We start from the raw sequence: 19,944 nt of genomic DNA, 5'->3' as shown, positions 1-19,944 counted from the left end.
CGTAGACGACCGGTCTACTAACTCTCCAATGAAAGGCTTTGCAATGTCCCAGTACAGCGCCCCGAACCTCAGCGTCACGGGAAGCAACGGCACCACCTACGCCTACCGCCGGTTCGGCAGGACCGGCAGCACACCCCTCGTCTTTTTCCAGCATTTCCGGGGGAACCTCGACAGTTGGGACCCGGCCCTTGTCGACACAATCGCCGCGGACCGGGAAGTTATCCTCTTTGATGCCAGTGGGGTGGCGGGTTCGACCGGACAGGTGCCCGCCACCTTCAAGGACTTCGGCCGCGATGCCCTGGCGTTCATCGATGCCATGGGTTTGGAAGAGGCGGACCTGTTCGGCTTTTCCATCGGCGGCTTCGTAGCCCAGGAAGTTGCGCTGCAGCGCCCACACCTGGTCCGCCGCATCATCCTGGCCGGCACGGGGCCCGAGGGCGGTCGTGACATGAACGGCTGGGCCGATGAGCCCTGGGCACACGCCATGAAGGACGTCCAGGACGGCGGGGACATCCATTACCTCTTCTTCAACACCACCGCGGAGAGCAAGCGCAGGGGTGATGAATTCATCGGCCGCATCTTCACCCGCACCGAGGGCCGTGACGCCGACGTTTCACTGACCGCCCGCGATGCCCAGGCCGCAGCGAACATTGCATGGGGAGTTCCGGATCCGGCGAAACTGTCCCGTCTGGCCGCGATCAAGGCCCCCACCCTGGTGGCCAACGGCGATAACGACATCATGGTTCCCACCGCCAATTCCTACCTTCTTGCCGGCACGATCCCGAACGCCGAATTGATCATCTACCCGAACGCCAACCACGGATTCCTCTTCCAGTACCCGCACGAATTCGCCGCCGAAGTTTTGGCATTCCTCACCCGGAACTAACCCCTCACTCCCCCCGTACCGCCGACCATCAGGACAAACAATGCAGACCAAGATCATCCTCATCATCGACAACCTGGCAAACCCGAAAGCGTTCGAGCAACAAGCCCCCGCACTCCTGGCCCTGGCCAAGGACCTCCCCGAACTGCTCCGGGTCGAGTCGGCCCAGGTCTGGCCCAAGGAGGACGGAACACCAACACCGGCACACCGGACGCTGGACCTGTATTTCTCCGACTACGCATCCGCAGCCAGGGCCGTGGCCACGCCCGAAGCGGGAGCGTTCTTCGAAGCACTCACCGCCGCAGGCGGCACCTTCACCGGCCTGTTCGCGAAGATCGAAACCCCATAGACCTGCCGCATCGGGCGGGGGCAAGCTCACGAACCCGCTGCCCCGCCAAAAGAGGCTCCTCCCCGCAGCACGCCATGCAGGAAACCCACGCAGAAAACCACGAAAGAAGAAGATCATGAACGACCTCGTTGAATTCGTCCAGACCAAACACGGCAGCAACCCGTCATGGAAAGCGGCACGGGGGGTCTCGGCCAAACTCCGTGTTCACGGAGTGTTCTGGCCTTTCAAGGGCCAGCCTGACCTCCTTGGAGACGTCACGGTGACCGCTGAACTCGCCCGCCAGCGGGTTAGCATAACCCCGTTCGGTGAGGGGCAGACCCTGACCTTTGACGCCGCCCGGGACCTTGTCACCGTTACCGACGCAACAGGTGCGGTCGTTGACAGCCTCAGCGCCCCCCGGCTGAGCATGGCCGGCTACTTGGGCGACACCCAGTGGTCCCCGACCCAGATGGGCTACTTCATTTCCTACGCCACCTGGACCTACCTGGCAGAACCGCTGCTCTTCACGCTCCCCGGTGTCCGGACCCGTGAAATCGATCCCTGGGACGAAGACGGCGAAACCTGGCGCCGGCTCGAGGTGACCTTCCCGGAGTCCATCCACAGCCACAGCAAGGTCCAGACCTATTATTTCGACGCCGAGACAGGGCTGCAGCGGCGGATGGACTATGACGTCGAAGTCAACGGCTGGGCTGAAGTGGCCCACTACACCTCCGAGCACAAAGACTTCCAGGGACTTTCCGCCCCCACCCGCCGCCGGGTCCTGCTCCGGGACAAGGACAACAACGGAATCCACACCTTCGCCGCCATCCTCCTGGACCTGACTGACCTCCGCCCCCTGAACTGACATCCCCCGCCACCGCCACTACAACAAACACCCCACCCATTAGGAGCACCACCATGTCTACCCCCACCACCGAAATCCTGAAGAACGCCCTGGACCAGGCCGCCACCGACCACGGAGTCTACGAAGCCGACACCCTGGGAGGCGTCCACGACGCCGAATGGCCAGCCTGGTACGCGGACCACATGGCCAAGACCCTCTCCGACGCCGGCTACACCCTTAACACAAGTCAGAAAGCGGCCGAGAAACAGCCGGTTGTTGAGTTGAAGCTGGAAGTCCTTGTCCTGCCCGTCTCGGATGTCGACCGAGCAAAAGACTTCTACCAGAAGGCCGGCTTCCGCCTCGACGCCGACTTCAACATCAGCGAAGAACTGCGCATCATCCAGCTCACCCCTCCGGGCTCGGAAATGTCGATCATCTTCGGCACCGGCGTCACGGAGTCCGAGCCAGGGTCGGTCCAGAACCTGCACCTGATCGTCAAGGACATCATCGAAGCGCAGGCGGACCTGCACAACCGCGGGATCGACATCAGCGAAGTTTGGCACGACGTCGACGGGCTCTTCCACCGCCCGGGCGGGCGGAACCGGGTCAGCGGACCCTCCCCCGACAGGGCAGACTACGGCTCCTTTGCCTCCTTCAGTGACCCGGACGGCAACGGCTGGTTCCTGCAGGAAGTCCTCACCCGGGCGCCCGGACGATGAGCGGGTCCAGTACGACGGAATATGACCTGATCATCCTGGGCGGTGGTGCCGTCGGTGAGAACATCGCAGACCGCGCCGTCCAGGGCGGCCTCACCACCGTCATCGTCGAAAACGAACTCGTCGGCGGAGAGTGCTCCTACTGGGCCTGCATGCCCTCCAAGGTCCTGCTCCGTTCCGCCCAGGCACTTCGGGCAGCCCGACAACTGCCCGGCGCCGCCGAGGCCGTCACCGGGGACCTTGACGTCCAAGCTGTCCTGGCACGCCGGGACTACTACACCAGCAACTGGTCCGACGCCGGGCAGGTCCAATGGCTCAATAGCGCCGGCATCGACCTGATCCGGGGTCACGGGCGAATCAGCGGGACAAAGCGCGTCACCGTCACCGCGGCGGACGGCTCGACGACCAAACTCACCGCCAGGCACGCCGTCGCCGTGGCCACAGGCTCCGGAGCGCTCATACCCGATATCGAAGGACTGGCGGACGCCCGTCCCTGGACCAGCCGGGAAGCCACCAGCATCAAGACAGTCCCGGAAAGCCTGGCCATCATCGGCGGCGGTGTCGTCGCCACCGAAATCGCAACAGCGTTTGCCGGGTTCGGCACCACCGTGACCCTCATCTCCCGCAGCGGCCTGCTCAGCACGATGGAGCCCTTCGCCGGGGAGTTGGTCGCCGAGTCCCTGCGGGAGCAGGGCGTCACCCTGCTCCCGGACACCAAAACCACCAGCGTCCACCGCGCCGACGGCCTCGTGACCATCGAAACCGGCGACGGCACCACCATCACCGCCCAGGAAGTCCTTATCGCCACCGGCCGCACACCTCACACCCGGGATGCAGGCCTGGACACAGTAGGACTCACCCCCGGGGACTGGATAGAAACCGACGACACCATGCGCGTCCCGGGCTTTGACTGGCTCTACGCCGCCGGAGACGTGACCAACCGTGCTCTGCTGACCCACCAAGGAAAGTACCAGGCACGCGCGGCCGGAGACGTGATCGCGGCGCGGGCTACCGGCGCAGCGGTTTTCGACGCCCCATGGGGGCGGCACGTGGCAACGGCAGACCACACCGCGGTCCCCCAGGTCACGTTCACCGACCCTGAGATCGCTTCCGTCGGTCTGACCGCCGAAGCCGCCGCCACCGCCGGGTACAACACCCGGGTAGTGGACTACGAAATCGGACACGTTGCCGGGGCCGGCCTGCACGCCGAAGGCTACAAGGGCACGGCGCGGATGGTCGTCGACGAGGCACGCAAAGTCATCCTCGGCGTGACCTTCGCCGGACCGGACGTCAGCGACCTGCTGCAGGCAGCCACCATCGCCGTCGTCTCCGAAGTCCCCCTTGACCGGCTCTGGCACGCAGTCCCTGCTTACCCAACCGTCAGCGAGATATGGCTCCGCCTCCTCGAGACTTACGGCCGCCCACCGCAAGAACAGCTACCACAGCAGCAGTAAGCCCTCCGGGCGCTCTTCACCGGCCGGGGCCAGGAGCGGTACTCGCGGTAACCGCGAGCACCGCTCCTGCGCCTCGGCTGGCCATCACGCTCCCCCACCAATTGCCCGCACCAACGAACAAGCAAGAGAGAAAACCCATGGCTACCCGCCAACCCAGCAGACACAGCACAAGCGCGCCGTCCCCCGCCCTGCGCAGCGCACGTGCACACCCACCTCTTATCCATGCACAACACACGGGCAGGACGCCCTGATGGCCCTCACCGAGCGCGAACAGCAACAGCTGGAGGAACTGGAGAAGCAATTCAAAGCCGACGATCCCCAGTTTGCCCAGGCCATGGAGTCCCAACCGGACCGGCCTTCAAACAGCCGACTCGTCATAGGCGGCGTTCTACTGACAGTTGCCGGCATCGCGGTCCTCCTCGCCGGGCTGGCACTGCCGGACCCCGCAACCAACCTCATCATCGGTCTCCTGGGTTTCGCCACCATGGCGACCGGACTCTACCTCGCTACCAAAAACGTGTTCACTAAGCCGGCGCCGGGTGCGAAGACGGCAAAAACCGCCGGTGACGGCACAGAAAACCGCACCAAGCCCGGCACCAAGGACTCCTGGAGCAATACCGTCTGGTGGGCCCTGCTGTTCTGGTGGGTCTAAGAAGGGCGGAGGCAGTTTAATGCCGACCCCGCCGACCTGAAGCCGGACGCGGCAGAGACAAAGCCGCCGATCTTGTGCGAGTCCTCCGCACTGCGCGACCTACCCCAGTAGCCCAGCCGCCTCCACAGCCGGCAGGCCCTCGCGAAACAATGGTCCTAATGACCCGCCGTCATGGTTCAAACACTTGAGGAGCCACAATGAGAATCCTGATCACCGGAGCCGGAGCCACCGGAGGCGCGTACGGTTGCCGCCTTATCGAGGCGGGACGAGACGTGACTTTCCTTGTCCGTCCGAAGAGAGCCGACGCCCTGCAACGCGCAGGGCTGACCTTGGACGCTCCGGACGGCCGCCGTACACTGAAGGTGCGGGCAGTCACCTCAATTCAGCCCGATGACCACTACGACCTGGTGATCGCTGCCGTGAAAGCACCAGCCCTGGAACAGGTGCTCAAAACAGCAGCACCTGCCATCGGGCCAGAAACAATGATTCTGCCCATACTCAACGGCATGGACCACCTGGACACACTGCAGGCGGCATACCCTGGCCACGTTCTCGGCGGCCTCGTGAAAATCGTTGCCACCCTTGACGAGTCAGGAGCGGTGCTCCAGAAGACCTCTTTGAGCACCATGACTGTGGGCACCCTCGACGGGACACCCCTGAACGCCGACCTCAGGGAAACACTCAGCGTTCCAGGCATCGCACTCACCGTCGACGGAGATATGCTGACGCGCCTGTGGGAAAAGTGGGCCTTCATCGCCGCTGCAGGAGTGATCACCTGCCTCTTCCGCGGCGCTATCGGGGATATCCTCGCCGCCGGTGGGGAACACCACATCCTGCAAGCCATAGCAGAGGCCGAAGATGTTGCACGCGCTTCAGGTCACCCCGTCACGGCAAGCAGCCACGCCCAAAGCATCAAGATGCTCACCGAACCGGACTCATCGTTCACATCCTCGCTATACCGCGACCTCCAACACGGTGACCCAGTCGAATCCGAACACATCCTCGGAGCCCTGGCCGCCCGCGCCAAGACCCTCCACGTCCCAACCCCCCTGCTCGACGCCGCACTGCTCCAAATGCGCACACACCAACACGCACAAAGCCGGAAAATACAGGAGCCACGCCAAAACGAACCGTAAGCCCCTCCCCTCCTCCCCGGCGCGGGAAAGCACCGCACAACCCTTGACGGCCTCCAAGCAAAACCCCAAGAAGAAGACAGACGAAGATTTGAGGCGGGATCGTCACGCAGACCTGCGAGGCGCTCGCTCGCAGCTCGGGGCAGCGGATCCAGTGCACAAAGCGCGACTCTCCTAGCACGCTCAGTCTGGCCGTCCCGCCACAGGACCCGGCCTTCATATGGCATCCTTCGTGCCTTGAGGCTTCTCATTCCCACGTCAACAGCTACCGAGGCAGGATATGAATATTGGTGCTGTCATATACAGACGGTCTCACGAACTAAGACGGCGCCCGACTTATCAGCCTTCTCGGAGACGAGGACGTCGCCTGGAATCTTCCAGCTCGTGTCTCGAAACCTCGCGGCTCAAATTCCTAGCGTTTGGAGACACCGCGGTTGAGCAATAGGTCAATCGAAGCTCTTGAGGTAGCTGTCTACATCGGCCCAAGTCTCAGCATCGGTCCTAGGCGGGTCGTAGGTGCTGCCGAGCTCGTCCCACAGATACCCAAAGGGGCCAGGCCTCCTCGGCGTCCCGGTCTTCGTATTCGACTACTTGAAGGTACTTAAGGGCGTCTCGGAGGACTTGCCCTTTGGTTCGCTCGTCAGCTCTCCACTCGGCTAGTCCGTATGCCCAGATCAATGGCCACCGATTTTCAAGTCCTTCACAGATCCTCGTTCAGTAGGGCGAGCAGGAACCGGAATGGCTTGGCGTCGAAGTCGACGCGCCGACGCACGGACCAGGCTTCGGCTGCGTCCACGGCATCCCGCATGGCGTGAACCTCGTACGCATACGGATCAGCCGGAGGGTCATTCGGTACCGCTATCTGAACCTTGAGGTGGCGGTCGGCCTTGCGGAACGCCCCCGTGCGAACTCCTTGGAAGTCAGGACTGATAATGTACCGTTGTTGAACTTAGCCCATTACCGCTTTGTTGATTTCGGCCAGCCGGTGAAGCGGGATTCCCGTCGCTTGTTCTCTCACCAAGGGATGGTCAACGGACGGGTCGAGCTCGATGTAGGGAACCGCTCCTGGCTCCCTGTTATGCACGTGCGTCGCAATTGAGGTCGTGGGCAGGTCGTAGGGAAGCTCGTTGCATAACCAACCGAACACGGGGGGCATAGAGGCTCGTGCCGGGTCATCCCAGTGGTCCGCGATCTTTTGGGCACTCTCTTGGCTGAGTGAGACCCAGACAGACCAGCTAAAGACCTCGCCGGGGGAATCAAGCAGAGGGATATCAATATGTCCTCTAAGGAAGTAATGCCGTTCTCCTCCGACTTCAAGTACGCACATGTCGCCGGTCAGTTCGCCTGCTTCCCGTTCGGCTAGGGTGGCATGCATCCACACATCCGGAGCTTGGGCTCCGAAAACCGTAGCGAGTCCTTGGTGTTGCTGTCCGCAGGACCCGCACTGCCATCCGTTCACGCGCTGGTCATCCATTAATTTCCCCCATTTCATGGTCCGCTTTGGCTCCCCGAAGCCTACCTGCGACAGATGCCCTTCCCCGCATCCAAGGGGGACCCTTCACCAAGCCGGAGCACAGTGGCAGACCATCCGTCGTGCTGGGCCTAAGTACGAGCTGATCGATGTCGCGAATTGTGAACACGAGTGTAGGGCACACGCGCACTTGTGCACGGGAGTAGCGATCAACAACCGATCACAACCCGTCTGCACAAACCGCGGAATTCAGCCGGAGTTGTGCAGTCAGCTTCTGAAATCGACATACCCAATAGGTCGCCGAGAAGGACCACCCTGAGTTCCCGCAGGTCCTCTGGCTGGGTTCGCAAATGATCGAAGGATCTGGGAACTGAGGGTCATTGCTGTTTATAAGGTGGACGGCTTGTGCAGTGATCAGAACTGTCAGGGAGGGCACAAGCTCAATAACTTGGTCCCGGAAATAAGTGTGGACACTGTACGCACTCCGCTCGACAGGACAAAGGCATGCAGGCATCCTTTCCACCGATCCTCCAGACCGGCCTGCGGCAGCGCAGGAGAGCAGGTGTGGACAAGTCATGTTGTCCCCGCTCCCCCGCGGCATGAGTAGGTGTAGGCAACCTACGACATACCCGATAGAACCGGAACGAGGAACCGTAACCAGGCAACAGCAGGCGGAAGGCCCACCAGCCAGGGACTTGAACCCGCCACCCCACACCTGAATAGGCTTCACGGCAGCCAGGCCAAAGCCCGCGAACCAACCCGCAGAGCGACGAGAATCAAGCTTTGTACACACGTCAAAGCAAAATCGCCTCTGACGAGGGAAAACGTCGTGCCCGAGGTGGGACTCGAACTACATTCCAGCGCTTGCAGACACTAGCCTCGCGCGCAAAGGTACGGAATCCGAACCCAGTCCGGCAACGGTATGACCGAGTCCGGAACCCGAAGTGTGGACGCTGTCCGCGTCCCCACTTCTTCCACCAAAGGCCCCCAGGATCGATGATGCCGGCACGGAGTTTTCACTGTGACATGTCAGCCTTCCTGTGCGGTCGTGCTTTCTGAAGCGCATCGTGCGGCGTGTCGGGCGGCGATGATATCCAGGCCGAAGGCGTACCCGCTGACCCCGGCACCGGCTATCACTGCCTTGGCCACGGGCGAGACAAAGGAGTGGTGGCGGAAAGCTTCGCGCGTGTGGGGGTTGCTGATGTGGACTTCTACGACGTCCAGTTCGGAGGCCTTGATGGCGTCATGCAGCGCCACGGAGGTGTGGGTCAGCCCGGCGGGGTTGACCACGCAGCCGATGTTTTCGCTGCGTCCCCGGTGCAGGGCGTCGATGAGGTCGCCTTCGTGGTTGCTTTGCAGGAAGTCCACTTCCAGTCCGTGCTTGGCTGCCCGGTCCCGGACCAAGCGTTCGACGTCGGCAATGGAGTCGCTCCCGTAGATTTCAGGTTCGCGGGTTCCGAGCATGTTGAGGTTGGGTCCGTTCAGGACCAGGACACGGTTTGACATGGGCTGCTTTCTGATGGTGTGGGCGGGCGGGGCTGGGCGCTAAAGCGTTTGATGCTTCCGGGAGGCCGACAGAGCCACGGACACGAGGGTGCGGGCGGCGGATATGCTCCTGCCGGCGGCTGCAGCGGCGTCGAGCTCGCGGAATTCGGGATAATTGACTTCGACGCACCATGGCCCGGTGAAGCCGGCGGCGCGGACCGCGCGGATGAAGCCTTCACCGTCGAGGTCGCCGTCCCCGGGCAGCCGTCGGGTTGAGCGAGCGTTGGCCAGAAAATCGTCGTGGACGCGGTAGCCACCGTTGAGCTGCACGGCTGCGATCAGGCCCATCTCTCCCCCGGTGATCCCGTCGGTAGTGCTTCCGGTGTTGAAGGCGTGCCACGTATCTGCCAGGGCGCCGCCGACGCCTGTGACCGCCTGAATGTCCCGGACCAGAACGTAGTCCGGAATCTTCGACCAGGCGAAGGCCTCAATCGCGGGGACGTAACCGGTGCCGGACAGGGCCTCGGCGAATTCTGCCAGTCCCCGGCCCGCGAGCTGCGGGTCGGCGGCGGGTCCGGCCATGAACTCCCCCACGCTTACGTGATGCCCCCCAACAGTGTCGGTGGCCAGGTGCCCGGCGACCTCGCCAACGAGTTCAGCGGCCTTGGCCACAGCGGGGTTGCCGGGCCCGTCACACCAGCCGCCCACGAATTCGATTTCGACGACGTCCAGCCCGGTCCCGTCCAGAATGCGGGCCATGTGGTCCAGCACCCTCGACGGGTCGGCGGTGTTCAGCTCGTTCCACGCAGGGTCGGTGAGCTCGTTCAGGTGCAGGCCGATGCCGTCATAGCCAGCTTTTTTAGCGGCGCTGACCCGGTCGGAGAACGGGTGCCTTGGCGGTTGTCCGAAGCCACTGCCGGACAGGGTGAAGAAGCTTGCCACATAGGAGCCGGCGTCGCCGTCGCTTTCCTCCAGCAAATTCTCCACGCCTCAGCCCACCGGCGCTGCGGCGGGAACATAATGCGGGGTGGCATATTCCTTAAAGCTCGGCGGAGTGGCAAGGCCCCAGGCCGTGCTGCGCCCGCCAGTCTCCGTGTCCCAAGTGACCGGTTCCCAGTCCGGGGAGAAGATGTGGATCCCGCCGGAGAACACCTCGATCCGGTTTCCACCGGGTTCGATGACGTAAAGGAAAAACCCCTGGGTGCGGGAGTGCTTGGCCGGGCCGAAATCGATCGGCACACCGTTTTCCATAAAGATGTCAGCGGCGCGGAGCACGTCCTCGCGGCTTCCCACGGCATACGCCAAGTGGTGCAGCCGGCCTTCGGTGGGGTACGGCTCCTGGGTCAAGGCAAGGTCGTGGGCCTTCGTCATGACCGAAAGCCACGCCCCGACCTCCTGGTCACCACCGGCGGGGACCAGCCGTTCCCGCAACTTGAAACCGAGGGATTCCTGGGCGAATGTGCTGGCCAGGGCGACGTCGGGCACCAGGAGGTTGATGTGATCCAGGTGCGCTGCCGCGACGCCGTGCGGATCATACTTTTGCGGCTGGTTCGGCAGGTAGGGCCTCTGCCCATCCGGGGCGACGAACTTTTCGGTCTCGAAGTAGATCTCCTGCAGGTGCCCGCCGGGGCCGCGGTACTGGTAGGCGCGGCCGTGCCCGACGTCCCCGTCTACCCACTGTCCCTGGATTCCTTTGGCCTCCAGCGCGGCGACCCTGCGGCCCAGAGCCTGCGGACTGGTGCAGCGCCACGCGACGTGGCCGGGGCCGGGCTGGGCCGCGGCCGTCACCTTCAACGACGTCAGCACGTCGTCGTTCCAGGCCCGCAGATAGACCGAATCAGCGGTTTCCTCCACCATGTAGAGGCCATAGACACGAGTAAAGAAATCCGCCGTGGTCTGAAGGTCCGGGCTGAGGATTTCCACGTGGCCCAGCTGAGCGACGTCATAAATGGGCTCCTTGTACGTGTCTTCCCGTGGATCTGTGAGCCGTTCGGCGTGGTGGGAAATGTCAACCATGGTGCTCCTTTGCACGAAACGTGTGGTCCAGGTAAATCTGAAATGCAGGTAAGGTCAGCGCGGCGCGGCAGTGGCGCCAAGGCCCACTTCGTTCTTCTGTTCCAGCTCGGCGATGCCGTCCAGGATCGCGGGAGCGTGGTTGGCCACGGACAGCCCGCCGAACAGATAGGCGAGGTCGACCGTGGCCTGCAGTTCCTCCCAGCTGGCCCCGGCGCGGCGGGCTGCGAGGCCGTGCAGCTTGGCGGCATCACGCACGTTGACGGCCAGGACCGCGAACAGGATCAGCTGAACGGTTTTCTGGTCGAGCTTGTCCGTGTAGCAGATCAGGTTCCGGACGCGTTCTTCGGCGAGCAGCAACTCAGGGTTGGTGTCCCGGAGTTGGTCGAAGCGGGCCTGGATGCGCGGGGGCACGAAACCCATCAGTTCGCGGTAGGTGTCCAGGAATTCGTCGATCTGCCAGTTCTGGCCTTCGGTGGCGGTCATGACCGTCCCTTCTTTCGTAATTGGCTTCCGGTAGTGCGAGGGGCGGGTCAGGCGCCGCTGACCGTCAGTGTTCCCAGATTGGTGAACTCGGCAGTGATCTGTTCGCCGGGGCGGACGAATACGGCGTCGGTCAGGCCGCCGGTCAGCACAACTGCTCCGGCTTCGATGGACTCCCCGCGCTCCGCGAGGGCGTTGGCGGCCAGGGCCAGAGCCTCCCCGGGGTGCCCCTGAACGGCTGCACCGGTGGCGGTGGCAACCACGGTGCCGTTCACGGACAGGATGACGGCTTCAAGGGCGAGGTCCAGGCCTGCCGGATCGGTGCCTGAGGCGCCGATGAAGAGGCGAGAGGATGAGGCGTTGTCTGCCACGACATCGGGAAGCGTGAATTTGAAGTCGGTGAAGCGACTGTCGATGACTTCGAAGCCTGCGTGGACCCTGCCGACGGCGGTCATGGCCGTCGCCGCTGTCACTCCGGGTCCGGCGAGGCGTTCCTTCATGACGAAGACGATTTCCGGTTCGATCTTCGGATGGATGAGTTCATCCATCGGAATCGGAACACCGGCTTCGAGGACCATCTTGTCGGTGATGACGGCGGTGAGGGGCGAATCGATGCCCATCTGCTGCTGCTTGGCACGGGCGGTCAGGCCGAGCTTGACGCCGATGACGCGCTCTCCGCCGGCAACCTTGAGGTCGATGAGCTTCCGTTGGACTCGGTAGGCGGCCTCAAGATCCAACTCGGGATATTCGTCGGTGATCTTTCCGCCGTCGGTCCGGTCCAATTCACGTTTGTACAGGACGTCCGCGACGCGGTCTTCGGTCCAGTCGCCCCCCTGGGCCGACGTGGGCGTGGTGGCTTCATTGCTCATGCGGGGACTCTTTCGTTGTGTTCGGCGGCCTGGCGCTGCAGGCCCGCCAGTTCGATGGCGACGTCGATGATCATGTCTTCCTGGCCTCCGACGTAGCCGGCTTCGCCGACCCGGCGGAGGATCTGGTACGCCGGAACGCCGTAGCGTTCCGCGGCGCGTTCCGCGTGGAGCAGGAATGAGTTGTAAACACCGTAACGTCCCTGGACGATAGAGGCACGGTCCATGAGCGGCATGCGCGTCACGGTCGGGGCCAAGACTTCTTCGGCGGCAGCGAGGGCAGCTTCAACGTTGACGCCTGTGGGGATGTCCAGGGCGTCGAAGATGGCGACGAGGACTTCTGTGGGTGTGTTGCCTGCGCCGGCTCCGAGGGCACGGAGGGTGCCGTCGATGCTGCGGGCGCCAGCGCGGTAGGCCTCCACCGAGTTCGCCACGCCCATGGACAGGTTCTGGTGACCGTGAAAGCCCACCATGGCGTCTTCGCCAAGTTCCTGGACGAGGGCGTCGACGCGGGTCCGGACGCCGTCGGGAAGAAGTGCCCCGGCGGAGTCCACGACATAGACGCACTGGCAGCCGGCGTCGGCCATGATGCGGGCCTGCTTGGCCAGCTGGACGGGTTCGGTGCGGTGCGAGAGCATAAGGAAGCCGGCGGTTTCCATGCCGAGGTCCCGGGCGGCCCGGAAATGCTGGATGCTGACGTCAGCTTCGGTGGAGTGGGTGGCAACGCGCACCATCCCGGCCCCGGCGGCGTGGGCTTCGCGAAGATCCTCCACCGTGCCCAGCCCGGGCAGCAACAGAACAGCGATTTTGGCGTTGGTGACCTCTTCGGCGGCTGCGGCCACCAGATCTATGTCACGGACGCTGGAAAAGCCGTAGTTGAAGGAGGAGCCGGCGAGGCCGTCGCCGTGGGTGACCTCGATGACCGGTACGCCGGCGCTGTCCAGTGCCCGGGAGATGTCAGTGACCTGCTGGATGGTGAAGCTGTGGCTGACGGCATGGCTGCCGTCGCGCAGGGTCGTGTCGATGATTCGCACGGGCGGGTTTGCGGCGTGGTTGTTCTCGGGGGTCGTCATTTTGCTGCCACCTGCTCTTTCTGGTTGGTGGCTGCCGGTCTTCTGAGGTTCCAGGCGAGGGCCAGCCTTTCGCCAGCGCGTGCTGCGGCTGCCGTCATGATGTCGAGGTTTCCCGCCCAAGGGGGCAGGTAGTCGCCGTTGCCGGTGACTTCGAGGAAGATGGCCACTCGTCCGTTACCGTTCCAATCCATGCGGGGATCCTCAAACTGGGGCTCGGACTTGAGTTTGTAGCCCGGGACGTACCGCTGGACCTCCGCGACCATGCGGTGGATCGATTCAGTGATGGGGCCGCGGTCGGCGTCAGGTCCGATGGCGGCGAAGATAGTGTCCCGCATGACCATGGGGGGTTCCACCGGGTTGAGGATGATGATCGCCTTGCCCCGGGTGGCGCCTCCCACGGCCTGGATGGCGTGGGAAGTGGTTTCGGTGAATTCGTCAATGTTCGCCCGGGTTCCGGGTCCCGCGGAGCGTGAGGATATGGACGCGACGATTTCAGCGTACGGCACCGGGGAGACCCTCGAGATGGCCGCAACGATGGGGATGGTGGCTTGGCCGCCGCAGGTAATCATGTTAATGTTCGGGGCGGTACCGTCTTCCGCGGCCAGGTGATCCTCCAAGTTGACTGCCGGGCAGACGAAGGGACCGACCGCAGCCGGAGTGAGGTCGACGGCGGCGATGCCGGCTGCCCTGTATCGCGGAGCGTTCGCCTCGTGGGCCTTGGCGCTGGTGGCTTCGAAGACGACATCGGGCAGGATCGTCTGGTCGAGGAGCCAGTCGACTCCCTCGGCGCTGGCTTCGACCCCGTGCTCCTGTGCCCTGCGCAGCCCGTCGGAGGCGGGGTCGACGCCGATCATGTAGCGGACATCGAGGGCTCCGCTGCGCTGGAGTTTGACGAGCAGGTCGGTGCCGATGTTTCCCGGGCCGACAATGGCCGCGATGGGACGTGGACGGTGGTCCATGAAGTTACTCCTGTGCCTTGTTAGAGGTTTGCTAGTTGGCGAAGTTCGCGGTGACGGTGCCCAGTCCCCTGGCGAAGCTGGCCGAGATGGTGTCGCCCGGTCCGGCGGCTACAGCGGCCGTCATGGAGCCGGGAAGAATGATGGAGCCTGCCTCGAGGGTGACGCCGAGGGAACCCAGGGTGTTCGCGAGCCAGACGACTGCGTTCAGGGGCGAGCCGAGCACCGCGCCGCCGGCGCCGCTGGCAACGAGCTCGCCGTTCTTGGAAAGGTTCACGCCGGTGGTCCGCAGGTCTAAATCCGCCGGTTTTACGGGCCGTGAACCGAGTACGACCCCGCCGGAGGAGGCGTTGTCAGCGATAGTGTCCGCCAGCTTGATCTTCCAGTCGGTGATCCGTGAATCGATGATCTCCAAGGCCCCCACGACGTAGTCGATGGCGCTGAGCGTTTCGGCGGCGGTGACGCCCGGGCCGGTCAGGGACTTCCCGAGGACGAAGGCGAACTCCGGTTCCACCTTGGGGCTGATGAAACGGCCGGCCTTGATTGGATCCGTGTCGGCGAAGAACATGTCGTCCATCAGGTGGCCGAAGTCCGGCTGGTCCACGCCCAGTTGCACCTGCATGGCACGTGAAGTGAGACCGACCTTGTGTCCCTTGACGGCGCGGCCTTCGACCTTCCACGCCTGAACCTGCGCCAGCTGGATCCCGTAGGCACCTTCGACGTCGAGGTCCGGAATGTTTTCGGTGAGGGGCGCAACGGTCTGGCGTGTCCGGTAGGCCTCAAGAAGTGCTTGCGCGGCGTCGTTGTCGCGGGTGCTGGTGGTCATGCCTGTCTCCGTCGGTGTGGTCCGGCCCATAACGGCCAGTGAATGGAACGAACACTTGGAATACTGCCCGTCTCTAGGCCATACTCCAAGCATGTGTCCCACTGAACGAGACGTTCCTGAGTCCATGATCGGCCGCGTCTCATTGATCCTGGGGTCCTTTGGTCCCGAAGATGAGGACCTCGGTATTTCAGAGATTGCCCGCAGGACGGGCATTGCGAAGGCCACGGTCTCCAGGATCATTCGCGAGCTGATCGACTATGACTTCCTAGAAAAGCGCGGCACTTCAGTTCGGCTGGGTCTGCGGGTCTTCGAGCTGGGGTCGGTCAGCCGGCGGCCCAAGGATCTTCGCCGACTGGCGCTAGCCACCATGGCCGATCTCCGCCAGGCCACCGGCCATACGGTGCATCTGGCCGTCCGTGAAGGCCGGGAAGTCGTCTATATTGAGATCCTCCGCGGCCGGGACAGCGTGCAGCTGCCGTCACGGGTAGGGGGACGAATGCCTGCCCACGCTACCGGGGTGGGGAAAGCCCTGCTCGCCTTTGCCGAGGCAAGCGTTGTGGAGGAAATTCTGGCGGATCCTCTTGAGCAAATCGGCCCACGGACCTTTACTTCTGCACGTGATCTGCGGGTGGAGCTGGAGTCGGTGCGCACCCACGGAGTGGCCTATGAGCAGGAGGAGTCCGCCGCGGGAGTGTGTTGCGCCGCAGCGGCCATCCGGCGCGAGAACGGCGAGCCGTTGGCGGCACTCAGCGTGTCCGGGCCCCTCGGCGTCGTACAGCTTGAAAGGGTGGGTCCTGCCGTCCAAGCGGCCACCATGGGACTCAACCGGCTGATCAGGAACAACACGCTGCTGAACAAAATTTGAGCGTGCCGATTCCAGCCTTCCTGCCGCTAAAGCAATGTGGCCCCGTGCCGAACTGGCGTTCGGGACGGGGCCACTCCTGTTGGGACTTGCAGGCTTACGCTGCGAACGCAGCCATCCGACCAATCGCAGGATTAAACAGTCTCTTTGACCCGCTCCGCATGTATGGCCTTCACGTCCATCCGGCGCGGATTCTTCTTGCCGAGGTCCTCCAGTGGAACGTTATAGGTTTCGCGGCTGAACAGCACGGCCACGACCGTCATGGTGGCCGCGATGCAGACGAATATCGCGATCGGCAGCCATCCCATTTCTCCCTTGAGGACGATCGCCGCGGCGATGGACGGGGCGAAGCCCGTCAGGACCACGCCCAGCTGGGTGGAGACAGCAACACCCGAGTAGCGGACCTTCGCGGCGAACTGCTCCGGGTAGAAGGACGGCCAGATGGCGTTGTAGCAGCTATAGAAGAGGGACGTGAGCGTGAACTGACCGAGAAAGATTAGCCAGCCGTTGCCTGAAGTGAGGGTGCTCAGATAGAAGAAGGAGGAGAGCGCGGATCCCACCGCTGCTGTGATGAGAACAGGCTTGCGGCCGATCCTGTCCGAGAGCATGGCTACGAGCGGCTGCACGATCAGGGCACCGATATTCGCCCCAATAACCACCCAGAGCATCGTGCTGGAAGAGACCAAGTTGGCGTGCCCGTATTCCGGCTTCGAAGCGTAGGCCACTCCGAAGGTGGCTGTAACGGAGCTGACGACACCGATGCTGGTGCAGCCGACAACGCGGATGATGTCACGCCACTGGTCGCGGAACAACGCCTTGATAGGCATGTCCTCGACCTGGTGTTCCTCTTCAAGGTCGGTGAAGACGGGAGCATCGTCCAGGGTACGGCGGACGACAAAGGCGATGACCACAAGCACCGCGCTGAACAGGAAGGGAACGCGCCAGCCCCAGGTGTAGAGGTGTTCTGGAGGCAAGGTCGCGAAGGGGATAAAGACGAGGTTGGCCAGGATCAGTCCGGCCTGGGTGCCATTCAGGGTCCAGCTGGCGAAGAACGCCCGCCTGCCCAAGGGGGCATGCTCAATCGTCAGTGAGCTCGCGCCGCTCTGCTCGCCCGCGGCGGAAAGTCCCTGACACAGCCGGAGGAAGACCAGCAGGGCCGGCGCCCAGAGGCCGATGGTGTTGTAGTCCGGCAGGACGCCGATGAGGAACGTGGATATGCCCATGAGAAGCAAACAGAAGACCATGACCTTCTTGCGGCCGATCTTGTCCCCGTAGTGGCCCAGGAAGAAGGCACCGACGGGGCGTGCAACATAGGCCACGCCGAAGGTGGCCAACGCGAGCAGGGTCCCTGTCGCCGGGTCGGTGTCGGTGAAGAAGACCTTGTTCAGGACCAGCGTTGCCATCACGCCATAGATGAAAAAGTCGTAGTACTCCACCATGGAACCAAGGAATGCTGCGACGGCAGCCTTCACCGGAGTAGGTGCGTGGCCGGGCGCCGGTGCCGGACCGCTAACGGAGATTGTCATGTTCGAGCTCAATTCTGGGTTTCGGATTCGATCAGGGAAAGGAAGATTTGACGCATGCGCTGCGGCGCTGGCTCAAGGCCGGTAAAGAGCCTGAACGCCTCGACGCCCTGGTGCACGCACATGCGTCCGCCGTCGAGCGTGCGGCAGCCGAGCGCTTCGGCCCTGGCCAGCAGTTCAGTGTGGATCGGGCGGTAGACCACGTCACTGACCCACTGGCCTTTATTAAGGAGCCCGGTGTCGAAGGAGGTGCCAGGGTGGCCGGCCATACCGACCGGGGTGGCATTGACCACCCCGTCGGCTGAACGGATGGACGCGATCAGCTCCCCTGGATCTGCGACCTGCACCGCTTCGCGTCCCGCTGCCTTGTTGAGCGTCATGGCGAGCTGTCGTGCACGTTCGGGGAAGAGATCGCTGACCGTCAGTTGCTGCACGCCAAGGCGGAGCAGCGCCAGTGACACCGCGGCCCCTGCCCCGCCAATACCGATCTGCACTACGTTGTTCAACTCCGCGCCCGGAAGTCCCTCCTGAAAACCTTTCTGAAACCCCACGTGGTCGGTGTTGTGGCCGAGCATACGGCCGTCCCGGAAGACAACCGTGTTCACGGCGCCGAGGATCCGGGCGTCGTCGCTGATTTCATCGAGCAATCCAAGCACTGATCGCTTGTAAGGATGGGTAATGTTCAGTCCATCGAAGCCCAGGAACCGGGCATGGCGGAGCAGCTGTGCGAGATCGCCCTGGCCAAGAGTCAGCGTGGGCATGTCAATCGGCCGGTAGACCAAACGCACACCGTGGAATTCGGCTTCGCGCTCATGCATCCCTGGGCTGAGGGACGGAAGAACGCCGTCACCGATCAGGCCGATCAGATATGCCGGCTTACGCAGATCGCCGGGGTGTTGGTCCTGACGGGTATGACTTCCCGTCGCCTCGCCCGTTCTCCCACCGACCAGAAGTTCAGCACACATCGGCAACCTGCTCGCTGCCAACGTGTGAACTAGGTACCGAGGTGGCGGTATCCCGCCCGAGTCCGTGTTTCCTTGATCGCATCCTTGCGACTCCCTTCCATCTGCCGTCGGCCTGCATGCACCGTAAGTGATAGTGACAGGCTTCACAGCGAAAAGGTGCATTCCGTCTCGCTCAACGGGACACGGCGGAGCTACAGCCAACGGACGGCGGCCGCAATCTTGTCCGGACCGAGGGACAGATGGCGCCCCATCTGGTCCGGACCAACCCCTGCCATCAGTCGTTTCGGTGGGTGGAACACTCGCTACCTAAGGAAGAAATTGTTGGTGAAACTCGTCACAGCACCCTCCCAAGGGTCGATGCTTACCCCCTGTCCCCGGTTCGGCGCTTCCGACTCTGTTAAGTGTGCGAAGTGACGCCGGGATCACAATACAAAGGAGTATTCCGTGAATCTTCGTGCCTTTACCGCAATGGGCTTGGTGGCTCTCGTCGGCCTTTCCGCTACCGGCTGCGTCGCAAAGAGCTCAGCCGAGGCGGGGAAATTCCCGTCCAAGGACGTCCACCTCAGCGTGCCCTGGGGCGCCGGCGGCGGCGGCGACTTGAACGCACGGACCTTGGCCCCCATTCTGGAGGAGATCCTGGGAGTGAGTGTCATCGTGGAGAACCGGCCGGGAGCGAGCGGTTCGGTAGGCATGGAGTGGCTGGCAGACCAGAACCCCGACGGCCACACTATCGGTTTTGTCGGCGCTGAACTGGCATCACTGCAGCACATTGGCTACGAAGTGAAACCAGAGAGCCTCGCTGCTGTTGCGCAAATTGTCAGCGTTCAAGCAGCCCTTGCTGTTCCCGCGAATAGCGAATTCAAGACCCTGGCAGACCTCGTCTCAGCCGCTAAGGCTGCGCCGGGCAGTCTCTCCTACTCCAACCCGGGCCCCGGTTCCATTTTCGAGGCTACCGGAAACGGCTTCCAGCAGGAGGCCGGGATCACGCTGTCGTCTGTCCCCTTCGATGGCTCAGCCCCGGCCGTGACCGCGGCCGTCGGCGGGCAGGTCGACCTCGTAATCGACAACCTTGCCAACATCGACCCGAAGGTGAAGTCCGGTGCCCTGCGGTACCTCGCAGTATTCGCCGACGAGCGTTTGCCGGCCCTGCCGGATGTGCCCACTGCGAAGGAGGCCGGCGTTGACCTGGTAAATGCTTCATGGAACGGTGTTGCCGCGCCGAAGTCGACATCCAGTGAAGTGCTCAAAACACTCTCCGATGCCTTCAAGAAGGCGGTGAATGACCCGCGGTTTACCGAACACGCCAAGAAGACCAACCAAGAGGTTGCCTACAAGGATGCTCAGTCCCTGGCGGGCTACGTCGATGAGCAGACCGAGCTGTACCGTGCCTGGCTGACTGAGAAGTAGATCC

At 63.3% G+C, this 19,944-nt stretch carries 20 protein-coding genes; 9 read left to right on the top strand and 11 right to left on the bottom strand.

Features of this window, described 5'->3' with window-relative positions; all coding sequences use genetic code 11:
- Window positions 1-43 precede the first annotated feature (43 nt).
- The 7 genes from KTR40_RS08410 to KTR40_RS08380 all read left to right on the top strand — a co-directional run bounded on the left by KTR40_RS08410 (window position 44) and on the right by KTR40_RS08380 (window position 6,013).
- The gene (locus KTR40_RS08410) at window positions 44-886 is read left to right on the top strand and encodes an alpha/beta fold hydrolase (protein WP_228405849.1); all 843 of its coding nucleotides are present in this window, start codon (window positions 44-46) and stop codon (window positions 884-886) included.
- A 40-nt stretch (window positions 887-926) separates the two neighbouring features.
- Window positions 927-1,232, top strand: a complete 306-nt coding sequence (locus tag KTR40_RS08405; protein ID WP_228405848.1) for an EthD family reductase — start codon at window positions 927-929, stop codon at window positions 1,230-1,232.
- Between the two features lie 115 nt (window positions 1,233-1,347).
- Complete coding sequence (locus tag KTR40_RS08400; protein WP_228405847.1) at window positions 1,348-2,076, top strand: hypothetical protein; 729 nt, start codon at window positions 1,348-1,350, stop codon at window positions 2,074-2,076.
- A 53-nt stretch (window positions 2,077-2,129) separates the two neighbouring features.
- Entirely contained in the window at window positions 2,130-2,774 is a 645-nt protein-coding gene (locus KTR40_RS08395) for a VOC family protein (RefSeq protein WP_370633179.1), read from the top strand.
- Window positions 2,771-4,225: an NAD(P)/FAD-dependent oxidoreductase gene (locus KTR40_RS08390; protein WP_228405846.1), complete on the top strand. Its 1,455-nt coding sequence runs from the start codon at window positions 2,771-2,773 to the stop codon at window positions 4,223-4,225. The genes KTR40_RS08395 and KTR40_RS08390 overlap by 4 nt, the downstream gene beginning before the upstream one ends.
- 250 nt (window positions 4,226-4,475) lie before the next feature.
- Window positions 4,476-4,877, top strand: a complete 402-nt coding sequence (locus KTR40_RS08385) for a DUF3040 domain-containing protein (RefSeq protein WP_228405845.1) — start codon at window positions 4,476-4,478, stop codon at window positions 4,875-4,877.
- Between the two features lie 197 nt (window positions 4,878-5,074).
- Window positions 5,075-6,013 (top strand): ketopantoate reductase family protein, encoded by a 939-nt coding sequence (locus tag KTR40_RS08380; RefSeq protein WP_228405844.1) that lies wholly within the window; start codon window positions 5,075-5,077, stop codon window positions 6,011-6,013.
- Between the two features lie 946 nt (window positions 6,014-6,959).
- On the opposite strand, the gene KTR40_RS19115 is transcribed toward KTR40_RS08380, so the two are convergent.
- From KTR40_RS19115 to KTR40_RS08340, 9 genes are all read right to left on the bottom strand, one after another.
- Complete coding sequence (locus tag KTR40_RS19115) at window positions 6,960-7,484, bottom strand: DUF2199 domain-containing protein (RefSeq protein WP_171058976.1); 525 nt, start codon at window positions 7,482-7,484, stop codon at window positions 6,960-6,962.
- Window positions 7,485-8,510: 1,026 nt separating this feature from the next.
- Complete coding sequence (aroQ, locus tag KTR40_RS08375; protein WP_139029015.1) at window positions 8,511-8,987, bottom strand: type II 3-dehydroquinate dehydratase; 477 nt, start codon at window positions 8,985-8,987, stop codon at window positions 8,511-8,513.
- 39 nt (window positions 8,988-9,026) lie between these two features.
- Window positions 9,027-9,953 carry a sugar phosphate isomerase/epimerase gene (locus KTR40_RS08370; RefSeq protein WP_139029014.1) on the bottom strand — a complete coding sequence of 309 codons (927 nt, stop codon included), beginning with the start codon at window positions 9,951-9,953 and terminating at the stop codon, window positions 9,027-9,029.
- A 3-nt stretch (window positions 9,954-9,956) separates the two neighbouring features.
- Window positions 9,957-10,982, bottom strand: coding sequence for a VOC family protein (locus tag KTR40_RS08365; RefSeq protein ID WP_228405843.1), 1,026 nt, complete (start codon window positions 10,980-10,982; stop codon window positions 9,957-9,959).
- A 54-nt stretch (window positions 10,983-11,036) separates the two neighbouring features.
- A complete protein-coding gene (locus KTR40_RS08360; protein WP_139029012.1) occupies window positions 11,037-11,465 on the bottom strand; it encodes a carboxymuconolactone decarboxylase family protein in 429 nt (142 codons plus the stop codon).
- 47 nt (window positions 11,466-11,512) lie between these two features.
- Complete coding sequence (locus KTR40_RS08355; protein ID WP_228405842.1) at window positions 11,513-12,331, bottom strand: 2-keto-4-pentenoate hydratase; 819 nt, start codon at window positions 12,329-12,331, stop codon at window positions 11,513-11,515.
- Window positions 12,328-13,401, bottom strand: a complete 1,074-nt coding sequence (gene dmpG, locus KTR40_RS08350) for a 4-hydroxy-2-oxovalerate aldolase (protein WP_139029010.1) — start codon at window positions 13,399-13,401, stop codon at window positions 12,328-12,330. Before dmpG ends, KTR40_RS08355 begins: the two co-directional genes overlap by 4 nt.
- Window positions 13,398-14,360 (bottom strand): acetaldehyde dehydrogenase (acetylating), encoded by a 963-nt coding sequence (locus KTR40_RS08345; RefSeq protein WP_228405841.1) that lies wholly within the window; start codon window positions 14,358-14,360, stop codon window positions 13,398-13,400. The genes dmpG and KTR40_RS08345 overlap by 4 nt, the downstream gene beginning before the upstream one ends.
- Window positions 14,361-14,391: 31 nt before the next feature.
- Window positions 14,392-15,183 carry a 2-keto-4-pentenoate hydratase gene (locus tag KTR40_RS08340; protein ID WP_228405840.1) on the bottom strand — a complete coding sequence of 264 codons (792 nt, stop codon included), beginning with the start codon at window positions 15,181-15,183 and terminating at the stop codon, window positions 14,392-14,394.
- Window positions 15,184-15,274: 91 nt separating this feature from the next.
- Here KTR40_RS08340 and KTR40_RS08335 point away from each other — a divergent pair, with 91 nt between their 5' ends.
- Window positions 15,275-16,048, top strand: a complete 774-nt coding sequence (locus KTR40_RS08335) for an IclR family transcriptional regulator (RefSeq protein WP_205677045.1) — start codon at window positions 15,275-15,277, stop codon at window positions 16,046-16,048.
- 131 nt (window positions 16,049-16,179) lie between these two features.
- Here KTR40_RS08335 and KTR40_RS08330 read toward each other — a convergent pair whose 3' ends face one another.
- Window positions 16,180-17,565 (bottom strand): MFS transporter, encoded by a 1,386-nt coding sequence (locus tag KTR40_RS08330; RefSeq protein WP_370633194.1) that lies wholly within the window; start codon window positions 17,563-17,565, stop codon window positions 16,180-16,182.
- Window positions 17,566-17,579: 14 nt separating this feature from the next.
- Window positions 17,580-18,533, bottom strand: a complete 954-nt coding sequence (locus KTR40_RS08325) for a shikimate dehydrogenase (RefSeq protein ID WP_139029006.1) — start codon at window positions 18,531-18,533, stop codon at window positions 17,580-17,582.
- Window positions 18,534-18,977: 444 nt separating this feature from the next.
- Between KTR40_RS08325 and KTR40_RS08320 the strand changes: the two genes are divergently transcribed.
- Window positions 18,978-19,940, top strand: coding sequence for a tripartite tricarboxylate transporter substrate binding protein (locus KTR40_RS08320; RefSeq protein ID WP_228405838.1), 963 nt, complete (start codon window positions 18,978-18,980; stop codon window positions 19,938-19,940).
- Window positions 19,941-19,944 lie beyond the last annotated feature (4 nt).

The organism is Pseudarthrobacter sp. L1SW (assembly GCF_020809045.1).
Classification (GTDB): Bacteria; Actinomycetota; Actinomycetes; order Actinomycetales; family Micrococcaceae; genus Arthrobacter.
This window is presented reverse-complemented; position numbering and strand designations above follow the sequence as displayed.

Coding starts and splice junctions, on each gene's coding strand:
- KTR40_RS08410 (WP_228405849.1), top strand. CDS start 44: ATGTCCCAGTACAGCGCCCCGAACCTCAGCGTCACGGGAAGCAACGGC.
- KTR40_RS08405 (WP_228405848.1), top strand. CDS start 927: ATGCAGACCAAGATCATCCTCATCATCGACAACCTGGCAAACCCGAAA.
- KTR40_RS08400 (WP_228405847.1), top strand. CDS start 1,348: ATGAACGACCTCGTTGAATTCGTCCAGACCAAACACGGCAGCAACCCG.
- KTR40_RS08395 (WP_370633179.1), top strand. CDS start 2,130: ATGTCTACCCCCACCACCGAAATCCTGAAGAACGCCCTGGACCAGGCC.
- KTR40_RS08390 (WP_228405846.1), top strand. CDS start 2,771: ATGAGCGGGTCCAGTACGACGGAATATGACCTGATCATCCTGGGCGGT.
- KTR40_RS08385 (WP_228405845.1), top strand. CDS start 4,476: ATGGCCCTCACCGAGCGCGAACAGCAACAGCTGGAGGAACTGGAGAAG.
- KTR40_RS08380 (WP_228405844.1), top strand. CDS start 5,075: ATGAGAATCCTGATCACCGGAGCCGGAGCCACCGGAGGCGCGTACGGT.
- KTR40_RS19115 (WP_171058976.1), bottom strand. CDS start 7,484: ATGGATGACCAGCGCGTGAACGGATGGCAGTGCGGGTCCTGCGGACAG.
- aroQ (WP_139029015.1), bottom strand. CDS start 8,987: ATGTCAAACCGTGTCCTGGTCCTGAACGGACCCAACCTCAACATGCTC.
- KTR40_RS08365 (WP_228405843.1), bottom strand. CDS start 10,982: ATGGTTGACATTTCCCACCACGCCGAACGGCTCACAGATCCACGGGAA.
- KTR40_RS08360 (WP_139029012.1), bottom strand. CDS start 11,465: ATGACCGCCACCGAAGGCCAGAACTGGCAGATCGACGAATTCCTGGAC.
- KTR40_RS08355 (WP_228405842.1), bottom strand. CDS start 12,331: ATGAGCAATGAAGCCACCACGCCCACGTCGGCCCAGGGGGGCGACTGG.
- dmpG (WP_139029010.1), bottom strand. CDS start 13,401: ATGACGACCCCCGAGAACAACCACGCCGCAAACCCGCCCGTGCGAATC.
- KTR40_RS08345 (WP_228405841.1), bottom strand. CDS start 14,360: ATGGACCACCGTCCACGTCCCATCGCGGCCATTGTCGGCCCGGGAAAC.
- KTR40_RS08340 (WP_228405840.1), bottom strand. CDS start 15,183: ATGACCACCAGCACCCGCGACAACGACGCCGCGCAAGCACTTCTTGAG.
- KTR40_RS08335 (WP_205677045.1), top strand. CDS start 15,275: ATGTGTCCCACTGAACGAGACGTTCCTGAGTCCATGATCGGCCGCGTC.
- KTR40_RS08325 (WP_139029006.1), bottom strand. CDS start 18,533: ATGTGTGCTGAACTTCTGGTCGGTGGGAGAACGGGCGAGGCGACGGGA.